Origin of the sequence: Pedobacter frigiditerrae (assembly GCF_004331645.1) — a bacterium.
Lineage (GTDB): Bacteria > Bacteroidota > Bacteroidia > Sphingobacteriales > Sphingobacteriaceae > Pedobacter > Pedobacter frigiditerrae.
In genome coordinates, this window is sequence record NZ_SJSK01000008.1 from 115,283 (window position 1) to 128,020 (window position 12,738).

At 34.8% G+C, this 12,738-nt stretch carries 11 protein-coding genes; 9 read left to right on the forward strand and 2 right to left on the reverse strand.

Annotation, left to right across the window (positions count from 1 at the left end):
* Positions 1 to 11: 11 nt before the first annotated feature.
* A complete protein-coding gene (dnaE, locus tag EZ428_RS22535) occupies positions 12 to 4,445 on the reverse strand; it encodes a DNA polymerase III subunit alpha (protein WP_131555700.1) in 4,434 nt (1,477 codons plus the stop codon).
* A 342-nt stretch (positions 4,446 to 4,787) separates the two neighbouring features.
* On the opposite strand from dnaE, the gene EZ428_RS22540 reads away from it, so the two are divergent.
* The gene (locus tag EZ428_RS22540) at positions 4,788 to 5,495 is read left to right on the forward strand and encodes a DUF2071 domain-containing protein (RefSeq protein ID WP_131555612.1); all 708 of its coding nucleotides are present in this window, start codon (positions 4,788 to 4,790) and stop codon (positions 5,493 to 5,495) included.
* Between the two features lie 33 nt (positions 5,496 to 5,528).
* Here the strand turns inward: EZ428_RS22540 and EZ428_RS22545 are convergent, their stop codons facing one another.
* The gene (locus EZ428_RS22545) at positions 5,529 to 5,978 is read right to left on the reverse strand and encodes a lipocalin family protein (RefSeq protein ID WP_131555613.1); all 450 of its coding nucleotides are present in this window, start codon (positions 5,976 to 5,978) and stop codon (positions 5,529 to 5,531) included.
* 169 nt (positions 5,979 to 6,147) lie between these two features.
* On the opposite strand from EZ428_RS22545, the gene mdh reads away from it, so the two are divergent.
* From mdh to EZ428_RS22585, 8 genes are all read left to right on the forward strand, one after another.
* Entirely contained in the window at positions 6,148 to 7,086 is a 939-nt protein-coding gene (gene mdh / locus EZ428_RS22550; RefSeq protein WP_131555614.1) for a malate dehydrogenase, read from the forward strand.
* A 79-nt stretch (positions 7,087 to 7,165) separates the two neighbouring features.
* Entirely contained in the window at positions 7,166 to 7,588 is a 423-nt protein-coding gene (locus EZ428_RS22555) for a retropepsin-like aspartic protease (protein WP_131555615.1), read from the forward strand.
* Between the two features lie 40 nt (positions 7,589 to 7,628).
* Entirely contained in the window at positions 7,629 to 8,300 is a 672-nt protein-coding gene (locus tag EZ428_RS22560) for an N-acetylmuramoyl-L-alanine amidase (RefSeq protein ID WP_131555616.1), read from the forward strand.
* Between the two features lie 57 nt (positions 8,301 to 8,357).
* Positions 8,358 to 8,894, forward strand: coding sequence for an SRPBCC family protein (locus EZ428_RS22565; protein ID WP_131555617.1), 537 nt, complete (start codon positions 8,358 to 8,360; stop codon positions 8,892 to 8,894).
* A gap of 168 nt (positions 8,895 to 9,062) precedes the next feature.
* Positions 9,063 to 9,740: a response regulator transcription factor gene (locus tag EZ428_RS22570; RefSeq protein ID WP_131555618.1), complete on the forward strand. Its 678-nt coding sequence runs from the start codon at positions 9,063 to 9,065 to the stop codon at positions 9,738 to 9,740.
* Positions 9,740 to 11,092 (forward strand): sensor histidine kinase, encoded by a 1,353-nt coding sequence (locus EZ428_RS22575; RefSeq protein WP_131555619.1) that lies wholly within the window; start codon positions 9,740 to 9,742, stop codon positions 11,090 to 11,092. The genes EZ428_RS22570 and EZ428_RS22575 overlap by 1 nt, the downstream gene beginning before the upstream one ends.
* Positions 11,093 to 11,208: 116 nt before the next feature.
* Positions 11,209 to 11,706: a hypothetical protein gene (locus EZ428_RS22580; RefSeq protein WP_131555620.1), complete on the forward strand. Its 498-nt coding sequence runs from the start codon at positions 11,209 to 11,211 to the stop codon at positions 11,704 to 11,706.
* A gap of 24 nt (positions 11,707 to 11,730) precedes the next feature.
* Positions 11,731 to 12,657: a bestrophin family protein gene (locus EZ428_RS22585; protein WP_131555621.1), complete on the forward strand. Its 927-nt coding sequence runs from the start codon at positions 11,731 to 11,733 to the stop codon at positions 12,655 to 12,657.
* Positions 12,658 to 12,738: the final 81 nt, after the last annotated feature.

Consider the following 12,738-nt stretch of genomic DNA (forward strand, 5'->3'; position numbering starts at 1 on the left):
TAGCTTACGTCTTAATTTAGCTTATAATTCACAACATCCAACTTTGTTAATTGTTCTAAAAATTGATTGTTTGGGTTTATTTTTAAAGACTTTGAAGGCAGTTCTAGCTTTAAGTTTTGTTCCCTATCATAAACTTCGAAATTAAGCTTACAGTTATGCTGTTCGCTGTTTTCTTTGTTTTCCTGTAAAAGCACATCAATCTTGGCCATCAACTCATCATTTATGGCATCAATTGGCACTTGTATGGTAATACATTTCGTCAGTTTATCTCTTAATTCTGCCAATAAGTCTATCGAGGTAACCTTAAATTCCCAGTCTCCTTCTTTCCTAAAACGTTCTCCTACCCTACCTCTAATTTGTAAGAAATAACCTTCTGTTAAAAACTGTTTAAACTTCAAGAAATCATCTCCAAACAAAGCAATTTCGCAACTATCATCATAATCTTCAAAAACGAAAATCCCGAAAGGTTTACCTGTTTTTGTAATTCGTTGAGTAGCTAAAACTACCAAACCACCAACAACTAAATCTCTGTTCTTTATCCCTTCAAACTCAGCTAAAATCTCTTCGTTGGTATCGCCACTTCTTATTTTATTAACGATAGACAAATGTTTAACAGAATGTTGGCAATAATGGTTCAATTCAAAACGATAATCATCTAAAGGATGTCCTGACAAGAAAATTCCAATTGCATCTTTTTCATATTTCAAACGGTCTATCAATCCCCATTCTGGCGAAACAGGAAAAGTTGGCTCTAGAATTAAATCTGCTTTTGAACCACCAAATAAAGATGATTGTGATGAATTCTGGTTATTCTGGAAATCGTTGGCATATTTAATCAGTTTCTCGATGCCGTTCATTTTATCATTAGCACCGATGTAAAAATATTGAGCCCTATGAAATCCATAAGCATCAAAAGCGCCACTATAAACAAAACTCTCGTAAGCTTTTTTATTAACAATACGTGTATTTGAACGTTTAGCAAATTCGAAGACAGTAGTATAAGGACCATTTTCCAAACGCTCTTCAATAATACTTTCTACCGCTTTTTCTCCCACACCTTTAACAGCCGACATACCAAAACGGACTTCTCCTTTTGGATTTACAGAGAATTTTAAATCAGATTCGTTTACATCTGGCCCTAAAACGGTTACCCCCATTTGCCTACATTCTTCCATAAAAAAGGCAACTTGCTTAATATCGCTCATGTTATTAGAAAGTACCGCAGCCATGTATTCTGCTGGATAATTTGCCTTTAAATAAGCCGTTTGATAAGCAATCCAAGCATAACAAGTAGAGTGAGATTTATTGAAAGCATATTCAGCAAAAGCTTCCCAATCTTTCCAAATTTTCTCCAATATTTGTGCATCATGACCTTTGGCTGCCGCTTGGGAAATAAATTTTGGTTTCATTTTATCCAACACGTCACGTTGTTTTTTACCCATCGCCTTACGCAAAACATCGGCCTCACCTTTGGTAAAGTCTGCCAATTTTTGCGACAAAAGCATTACCTGCTCTTGGTAAACCGTAATTCCGTAAGTTTCTTTAAGTAATTCTTCACAAGCTTCTAAATCGTATTTAATTTCTTCCTCACCGTTTTTACGTTTTACGAAACTTGGGATATATGCAATTGGTCCTGGGCGATATAAAGCATTCATTGCAATTAGATCTCCAAAAACAGTTGGTTTTAACTCCTTCATGTATTTCTGCATACCGGCACTCTCGTACTGGAAAATACCGACTGTTTCGCCACGCTGAAAGAGCTCATAAGTTTTTACATCGTCTATCGGAAAAGTATCTGGGTCTAAATCTATACTATGTCTTTTCTTAACTAGTTTAACAGTGTCTTTTATGAGGGTTAATGTCTTTAACCCCAAAAAGTCCATCTTTAACAAACCAGCGCTTTCTACAACCGAGTTATCAAATTGGGTAACATATAAATCTGAATCTTTTGCAGTAGCTACCGGAACAAAATTGGTAATATCATCTGGTGTAATGATAACTCCACAAGCATGGATACCCGTATTTCTTAATGAACCTTCTAAAATAATAGCTTGTTCAATGGTTTCTGCACTTAAATTTTTGGCTGCTGCTAATGCCTTTAACTCAATTATCTTTTCATATTCATCTGGACGCAAGGCAGCTTTTAAAGCCTTGTCTTCCAAGTTAAATATCTTGGCCAACTTCATGTTAGGAATCAGCTTTGCTATTTTATCTGCCTCAAAAAGTGGTAAATCTAAAACCCTTGCGGTATCACGAATGGATGACTTTGCCGCCATTGTACCATAAGTGATAATCTGCGCCACCTGGCTAGAACCATACTTATCGATTACATATTCCATGACACGACCACGACCTTCATCGTCAAAGTCAATATCAATATCGGGCATGGAAACACGGTCTGGATTAAGGAAACGCTCAAATAGCAAATCGTACTTTAAAGGATCAATGTTGGTAATCCATAAACAATAGGCAACTACTGAACCTGCTGCCGAACCACGACCAGGGCCAACAGAAACATCACGTCTCCGAGCTTCTGCAATAAAATCTTGTACAATCAGGAAATAACCAGGGTAACCAGTTTTTTCAATTGTTGCCAACTCAAAATCTAAACGTTCAATGATAACTTCGGTTAGTTCTCCATATCTTTTTTTCGCACCTTCATAAGTAAGGTGTCTTAAAAATTTATTCTCACCACGTTTTCCGCCATCAGCATTGTCTTCTTCTACTAAAAACTCTTCAGGAATACCAAATTTAGGCAAGAGCACTTCACGAGCCAATTCATAAGCCTCTACCTTATCTGCAATTTCTTGTGTACTTAAAATAGCCTGTGGCACATCAGTAAAGAGCTTTTTCATTTCTTCGGCAGATTTGAAATAATACTCTTGATTTGGCAAACCATACCGATAACCTCTTCCCCTACCTATCGGAGTTGCTTGTTTTTCGGCATCTTTTACACACAGCAAAATATCATGCGCATTGGCATCTTTTTTATTGATGTAATAAGTATTGTTAGTTGCCACTAATTTAACGTCATGCTTGTTAGCCATTGCTATTAAATCAGTATTTACACGGTCTTCGTTTTCTTGACCGTGACGCATAATTTCTACATAGAAATCATTACCAAATTGTTCTTTCCAATAAAGTAATGCTTCTTCAGCTTGTTTTTCACCTAAGTTTAACAATTTACTAGCAACCTCACCATATAGGTTTCCTGAGAGTACGATGATATCGCTTTTATATTGCTCAATTACTTTTCTATCTATCCTTGGCACATAATAAAAGCCCTTGGTATAAGCAATGGACGACATTTTTGCCAAGTTGTGGTAACCTGTTTTGTTTTTCGCTAACAACACCACTTGATAACCATCATCTTTACGTTTCTTGTCTAAATGGTCATCACAAACGAAAAACTCGACGCCAATAATTGGTTTTACCACTTGCATAACTGGTTCTTCGCCTTTTTCTAAAGCTTCAGCGTTTTTAGCTTTGGCTTCTTTATTATGCTTGCTCACATTACTAACAAAGTGGAAAGCACCCATCATATTTGCATGATCCGTAAGCGCAACCGCCGGCATTTTTTGAGCTGCAGCAGCTTTTACTAAATCGGGTACGCTGATGGTAGATTGTAAAACCGAAAATTGCGTGTGATTATGCAGATGCACGAAGTTTGCATTCGCTAATTCTTGTTTATTATCTGCTAATGTTTGTTTAGATATTCCGCCTGTTTCTGAACCCTGCGAACGTTTCCTAATTTCATCTGATGCAGCTTTTAAGTTAATATGCTGTAAACCAATCGAGCTAATTGGATTGGAATTAACTTCCTTAAAACGCAAGAAATAATCAGTATCAACTAATAACTCTTCTTTCTTAAAAACCTGCTTTTTAATCAGTTCTAAAAAACAACGTGTTGTTGCTTCCACATCGGCAGTTGCATTGTGTGCTTCAGAAAATGGAACACCAAAAAGGTACTGGTGCAACTCAGTTAAAGTTGGCAATTTAAAACGTCCACCCCTACCTCCAGGAATCTTTAACAGGTCAGCTGTAACTTCTGTACAGGTATCTAAAACCGGCATACTTGCCATCGGGCTTTCGACGCCTAAACGATGAAACTCACAACCCATGATGTTCACATCGAACCCAACATTCTGACCAACAACAAACTTTGATTTACCGAGCGCAATATTAAACTTCTCTAAAACTTCTGCAAGTTCAATTCCTTGCTCTTGTGCTAGTTCTGTAGAAATTCCGTGAATTCGTTCTGCATCATAGGGAATATTAAACCCTTCTGGCTTAACTAAATAATCTTGATGTTCAATCAAATTACCCATTTCATCATGTAACTGCCAAGCTATTTGGATGCAACGTGGCCAATTATCCGTATCGGTAATGGGCGCATTAAAATTACGTGGCAAACCAGTAGTTTCGGTGTCAAAAATCAGGTACATAGTGGGAATTATCGTGGAGTTCAAAAATAGAGATTTTTGAGGGCGGTTGTGTCAGTAAATTATCAACAATCTAACAAAAAACGGAAGGGCTAAAAGGTAAGATAGAAGATGTGTGGAGAAGGAGAAATATTAAATTGTTATATTGTTAAACTGCTTAATTGTTGAAGAGTTTGAAAAGCAATAATAGTAGCTTTTAGGAAAATTTAGCCCTGCTTTTTGGTACAAGTCCCGATCAAAAACCGAGAGCTTTCCCCGTCAATCAGGTTTATAGAAAATAATTTTTGCGACTTTTTGGAGTGTCCGTTATATTAAGTCGATATTTGTTCAGAGAAATATCATTTTATGAAAATCCCTACAATACATGGCTTTATTGATAGAAGAATACTAATAAACTTTACTGTCGACCCTGATATCATTCAAAAGATTATTCCGGCACCTTTTAGGCCAAAAATTTATACAGGCAAAGCAATTGTGGGCATTTGCCTTATTCGATTAAAGGATATAAAACCCAAAGGATTACCGAATTTTATAGGTATTTCTTCAGAAAATGGGGCACATAGAATTGCAGTAGAATGGGATGAAAATACGCAAATTAAAGAAGGTGTCTATATACCCAGACGGGACACTTCTTTGAAATTAAACAGTATAATTGGCGGGAAAATTTTTCCTGGCAAGCATTACTTAGCAAAGTTTAATGTCGTAGAAGAAAATAACAATTATCACATTGATTTTATAAGTTCAGACAATACCAAAATCAATATTGATGCCGTAGAAACTAATGATTTCGATAGCAATTCTATTTTTGAAACTTTAGAAAATGTATCTGATTTTTTTGAAAAGGGTTCTGTGGGTTATTCGCCCAATGGCAAAAAATTCGATGGGTTGAAATTAAATGCTTACAAATGGAAAATAAGACCATTAAATGTTAGTAATGTTCAGTCTAGTTTTTTTGAAGACCAAGCTATTTTCCCAAAGGGGGCAGTAAAATTTGACAATGCACTATTAATGACAAAAATTGAACACGAATGGAAAAGTGTAGCGGATAAATAATTTTTGAATGTCATATTAAAACTCCCAACTGAACTAGTGTTCTTGACTAACCAAACTCCCAGTATCATATCCAATCTTTCTACATCTTTCAATTATATCTCTTAGTAATTCAGGCTCTATTTTTGGTTCACGAGCCATGATAAATAAGTACTTTTCTTCTGGGTGACCAACAACTACGTAACTATAATCATCTGCTAATTCTATAACCCAATAACCAATTTTAAAAGGCCATAAAAATTGAGCTTTCATATCACCGTCAGGTTTATGTTCATCGAAAAACAATTTAGATTTAATCGATTTTCCCTCTGGTTTTCCATCCTTATGGTATGTGGTTAAAACTTCAAAATGGTCATCTTCCACCAATGTGTAATTTTCAATGGTCTGTTTCCAATTTTTATCCAACAGTGTTGGAATAGAATAAAGGGAATACCATTTGCCAGCGAAAGCGCTATGGTCTATAATATTTACAGGTTGGTTTTCCATTAAGTAATATTTTAGTATTTAACCACCTGAGATTTAAAAGGTTTTAATTGAATGTAAATTATTTATCATAAGCCTATTAAATTTCGCAAAGCATTTGGGTAAACTAATGCAATTCTATATCTTGGGCATCGAAAAACATTTTTCAACCAAATTCCAAAATATAATCCAAATGAAAATAACGGTAGTAGGTGCAGGAGCCGTAGGCGCAACTTGTGCAGATAACATCGCTAGAAAAGAATTAGCAGAAGAATTAGTATTACTTGACATTAAAGAAGGTTTTGCCGAAGGTAAAGCGATTGACATGATGCAAACTGCTACGTTGCTAGGTTTCGATACTAAAATCAAAGGAGTTACTAATGATTACAGTCAAACAGCAGGTTCTACAGTAGCAGTAATTACTTCAGGCTTGCCTCGTAAACCTGGGATGACTCGTGAAGAGTTAATTGGAATTAATGCTGGAATTGTAAAAGGTGTAGCAGAAAACATCTTAAAATATTCTCCAGATGCCATTATAATCGTGATTAGTAACCCAATGGATACAATGACTTATTTAGCATTGAAATCTTTGGGTTTACCTAAAAACAGAATCATTGGAATGGGCGGAACATTAGATAGCGCTCGTTTCAAATATTATTTAAGTGTTGCTTTAAACTGTAATTCTAACGATTTGCAAGGATTTGTAATTGGTGGTCACGGTGATACAACCATGATCCCTTTAACTCGTTACGCAACTTACCAAAGTTTACCTGTTAGCGAATTGTTAGATGAGGCTACCTTAGCAAAAGTTGCTGCAGACACAATGGTTGGGGGAGCTACGTTAACCGGCTTATTAGGCACTTCTGCTTGGTATGCACCAGGTGCAGCAGGTGCTGCATTAGTTGAGGCAATTGTTCGTGATGAGAAAAAATTATTCACTTGCTGTGTAGCGCTAGAAGGCGAATACGGGCAAAGTGATATCTGTTTAGGTGTCCCTGTAATTGTTGGGAAAAACGGTTGGGAAAAAATCATCGATTATAAACTAAATGAAGCGGAACAAGCTTCGTTTAACAAAAGTGCAGATGCCGTGCGCAACATGAACAACGTATTGGCAGAAATGAAATTAGTTTAATCATAATTTGTCATTCAGAGCGAAGCGAAGAATTTGCTCAATAGATTCCTCGCTTCGCTCGGAATGACAAGAAACTCATATGAGAACAATCACTGTTCCCTTAATCCCAATTAACTTACAAGACGATGGTTTCCACCTTTTGGTGGAAATTGTTGTTTTTGGCGAAAAATTATTCGCTGTATTAGATACGGGTGCATCTCGTTCTGTATTTGATAAAGGTTTCATGGAGCATCATTTGCAAGAGCTATCTGCAAATGAAGAAACTCAAGCTGCAACTATTTTTAGCACATCAACAACTTTACAAGGCGTAATTCCAAAACTTCAAATAGGTAAATTAACTTTAAAAGCTTACGATGCTGTAGCTTTAGATTTACAAGGCGTAAGTGACACCTATATACAAATGGGTCATCCATCGATAGCTGGTATAATTGGCGGCGACATCTTGATGAAATTTAATGCTAAAATTGATTACCAGAAGAAATTATTAAGATTTTACAAGTAATATTAGAATCCTTATCTCATTAAGCAATACGCTCTACCGAATGACCATCTACAAAAAGTTTCTCTTTCTAATTTTAATCTCCATATCGCTAAATGCAGCTGCGCAGCAGATTAAAATTATCGAAAAACCTATCATATTTGATGCAACGCGAACACAATTATCTTTAGATTATTTAAAGAGGAGGCATAATTTGGTTCAAAAAACCCCAACAATTGTACCTTCTATGATAGTTTTGCATTGGACAGCTTCTAAAACGATGATGGGAACTTACAATGCTTTTAACAAATCTATCCTACCAAGTTCTCGTAAAGCGATTGCCAATGCAAGTAGCTTAAATGTCTCTTCTCATTATTTGGTAGATAGAGATGGTTCTATTTATCAGTTATTACCCGATACAACTTTTGCTCGTCACGTTATTGGTTTAAACTATTGTGCCATTGGTATTGAAAATGTTGGGAGTAATAATTATCCATTAACAAAAGCTCAGCTTATAGCTAACGAAAAATTGGTTCGCTATCTAGCTGCGAAGTATAAAATCCAATACCTAATTGGACATTACGAACATACTTGGTTTAAAAATACTTCCCTTTGGCGAGAAACCAACCCATATTATCATTCTGATAAAATAGACCCTGGAAAAACTTTCATGAAGAACATAAGGGAAGAATTACAAGATCTAAATCTAAAAGGTGCTCCTGCGAGGCTAAAATAATTCTTGGATTGTTTAATGGTTTATGATAACTTTAAGTAAACCAAAACAAACAGAAATATGAAATTTTTAAAAGTATTAGGAATTATTATTGTCGTGTTGGCAATAATTATTTTAGTTGGCGGAATGTTCTTACCCAAAACCTACACTGTAAGCCGTAGTACAGTAATTAATGCACCTGATAGTGTTATCTATAATAACATTGCAGATTATAATGAATTTTTAAAGTGGAATCCGTGGTATAAAATGGAACCCACAGCAAAAACCAAAATTAGTGGCCCAGTTGCACAACCAGATCATTTATACGAATGGGAAGGAAAAGAAACTGGGCAAGGTTACATGAAGACTAAAAGCGTTGAACCTAATAAAATGGTTGACATTGAATTGAAATTCATTAAACCTTTCGAAAGTTTAGCAGATACCCGTTTTGATATTGTTCCAGAAGGCACTGGAAATAAAGTAACTTGGACGATGAGTGGCGAAAATGATTTAATGGGTAAATGGATGGGGGTTTTTATGAGTATGGATAGTATGATTGGGAAAGACTTTGAAGATGGTTTAAAATTCTTAAAAGAGAAATCTGAAACAGGAAATTAACCAATAATAACATAAGAAAAAGCCTTGTTGAGAAATCAGCAAGGCTTTTTTATTCATTTTTATAATTATAAAAACCAAAATGTCCTTTTTGTGTTAAAAAACAGTTGATATCTTATGAAATCACTTATAACATTTTAATTTTTAGCATTTTTTTGAATATTTGCGACAATGAATTTATTGCTAGTAGAAGATGAGCCGAATGTTGTTTCAGTAATTTCTCGTGGTTTAACTGAAGAAGGATTTAGTGTTAGTGTTGCTCCTGATGGCTTGATTGGTGAAAAAATGGTCAAAACCAATCATTTCGACTTGATTATTTTAGATATCATACTTCCTGGCATAAATGGTTTAGAACTTTGTAAAATCATTAAAAAAGAAAAACCTACAACGCCAATAATTATGCTTACTGCCTTGGGCACTACTGAAAACGTTGTTAATGGTTTAGATAATGGTGCTGATGATTACCTCATCAAACCTTTTAAATTCGCTGAACTTTTTGCTCGTATTAGAATGTTGCTCAGACGATACAATGGAGCTAGTGCTAACGACCACATCATAAACATTGCCGATTTACAAATCAATCTATCTGCTAAAACTGTAAAAAGGGCCAGCTCAGAGATTATATTAACAGCTACAGAATATAGACTCCTAGAATTTATGGCCAAGAATAAATCTAAAATCTTATCTCGTATTGATATCTTAGAAAATGTTTGGGACATAGATTTTAACCTTGGCACTAACGTAGTTGATGTTTATGTAAATTATCTTCGCAAAAAAGTTGACAGAATAGGTTCCCAGAAATTAATTCATACCGCCATCGGGCTTGGCTATGTTCTAAAAGAAGCTTAATGAATATTGCTAAAAAAATCACTCTTCTCTTTGCTATTCTTTCTGCAATAATAATTTCTTTATTAAGTGGATTTGTTTGGTATTTCTCTAACGAATTTGCTTTCGAGGATTTCTATAAAAGGTTAGAAGCCAGGGTTAACATTACGGCACAAATTAGGCTTTCTGAAGATAAAAGTGATAATATTTACGCCAAGGTTCGTAATCAGTATTTAGAGCGGTTACCCGATGAAAAAGAATTCGTAATTGAGAAAAGAGAGCTTGATAAAAATACCATAAACTCAGATTTACCAGAAGGTTTTTTTAACACCATTAATGCTGGAAAAGTAGCTAGACATAGAAAAGAAAACCAGTTTTATGCAGGTAAATCCTTTATTAGCAATCAAAAGACTTATATTATTATCGTATCTGCCAATGACCCAGTAGGTTTTAGGGAATTAAAAGATTTACAAAAAATTTTAATAGCAGGCTTTTTCTTATCGGTGGTTCTTTCTTTCGTTGTCGGTTGGAAATTTTCAAACTATATGCTTAATCCTTTAAGGAATGTAATTAAAAGCGTGAAAAAAATAAAGGCCGAAAATCTCCATTTAAGATTAGATGTAAAACAGGGAACTGATGAAATGTCTCAGCTAGCGCAAACATTTAATAACATGTTGAATAGGCTAGAAACAGCTTTCGAAACGCAGAATAATTTCATCAGTAATGCATCACACGAGTTAAGAACACCTTTAACAATAATTAGTGGAGAGGTAGAATTAGCAATGAGGGCTGAAACTGACATAAAAAAACAGCAAAAAGCACTAACTAAAATAAAAGATGAGGCCGAAAGATTAGAACATATTTTAACCAGTTTACTAGGCTTAGCTCAATCGGGTTTTAATGGAAAAAATCAACCATGGGAACAGGTAAGAGTAGATGAATTGATTTGGGAAGTGCAGCAAACAGTTAATCAGGTACATCCAGAAAGTAAAATTGAAGTTGATTTTAGCATATTGCCCGAAGATGAAAGCTTAATTACCATTAAAGCGAATAAAAACCTGCTCAAGCTTGCAATAACAAACATTGTAAGTAATGCCTGTAAATATTCAAATAACAAAACTGTATTTATAACGCTATTAAGCAAACTCAATGTAATATCCATTGCAGTTAAGGATCAAGGTATCGGAATTCCACAAGGCGATGTACAGCATGTTTTCGAGCCCTTTTACAGAGCTTCAAATACATCGCAATTTAAAGGCTATGGTGTGGGTTTGCCCTTATCCCTAAATATTATACGTTTGCACAGAGGCAGTATAGGCGTTAGTTCCCAAGAACAAATAGGCACCGAAATTAAAGTTTTGTTGCCCCTCAAATAATTATAGGATTTTTTTTAAATTCTAATCTCATTCTAATCTCCTTCTTATTTCGCTATAATATCATAGCCCTAAACTTGTATTAATTATTTAATCAATCATTAAAAACAAGAAGAGCTATGAAAACTATTTTAATACCAACAGACTTTAATGCAGAGCGTGTAAAAATTATTGATGCTTTGGTTTTAACTAACAAACCCCAAAACATAAATATAATTTTCATGCATGCCTTTGGCCTATCAGATTCAATTTCAGATATGTTAATGTTAAGTCGTAGAAGCAAGGATTACGAAAACATAAGCGATGACTTTTACACACAGCTAGAAATCTACAGACAGAAATACACAAATCATATTCAATCTATTGAGATAGAATACTTTTACGGTAATACAGTAGCGGCCTTTAAAAATTTTATAGATGGTGTTAATGCAGATTGTATTGCCTACCCTAAAGATTACAATTTCGATAAAATAAACAAATACAGTATTAACCCTAAGACGTTAACCAAACGTTGCGGTTGCGAGGTAATTGAATTAGATGTTCACGAATTCTCTAAAGAAGAAAAATTATTTGACACAAAGATGCCTCAAGAAAACATCAAAGTTTTAAGTGCTTAATTATAAACCTTTATCCATTTTATCATGCTATTACGAAATAACATTCCCCTCACTTATATTTTTGGAAAAATCAAAAAAGAGCTCTTTTTTGTAATTGCTTATTCATTAGGTATTGTAGTTCTTTATGAAAATTTCCATGTAACCAGAATCTCTATTCCTCTTGCTGTTCCTGCTTTATTAGGCACAGTAATATCTTTACTATTGGCATTTAGATCTAACCAAGCTTATGACCGATGGTGGGAAGCGAGAATAATTTGGGGCGCCATTGTTAACGATTCGAGAACAATCTCAAGACAAATTCTATCTTTTGTTGAGAATCCATACGAATTAGAAGAAGTAGAGAAATTTAAATATCGATTCATTAAAAGGCAAATTGCATGGTGCAATGCATTAAGTCAATCCCTAAGAGGATTTAGCGCTCATAAAGGTTTAGAACGTTATTTAGATAAGAACGAACTGGTATTCATTAAAAACCAACGTAATGTAATGGTCGCTTTATTAGAATTACATGCAATGGACCTTAAAAAAGCTTTAAACGAGGGTTGGATCAACAAATATCAACAGATAGAAATTGACAAAACAATCACTGCCTTATGTAACCATATGGGTGGGTCTGAGCGCATTAAAAACACAATATTCCCAGTTACCTATAGCAAGTACATCAATATGTCTATTCATTTATTTATTGTGCTGTTACCCTTTGGCTTAATCGAATACTTTGGCTATATGGAAGTGCCATTAGTTATCGCGCTTGCCGCATTCTTTTTGCTCGTAGAAAAAATGGCTGTTCATTTACAAGACCCCTTTGAAAATAAGCCTACAGATACACCAACTACAACTATTTGCAGGAATATTGAAAAAGATTTATGCCAAATGTTAGACGACAATAAATTATTTGAAGACATGCCACATGTAGAAAAAGCAAGCATTGGCTCTTACTATATTTTATAGAATTTAATAACCAAGTATCTAAGCCTCTTTCAATAACATATTGGAAGGGGCTTTATTTTTCACATATCCCATTCTGTAATT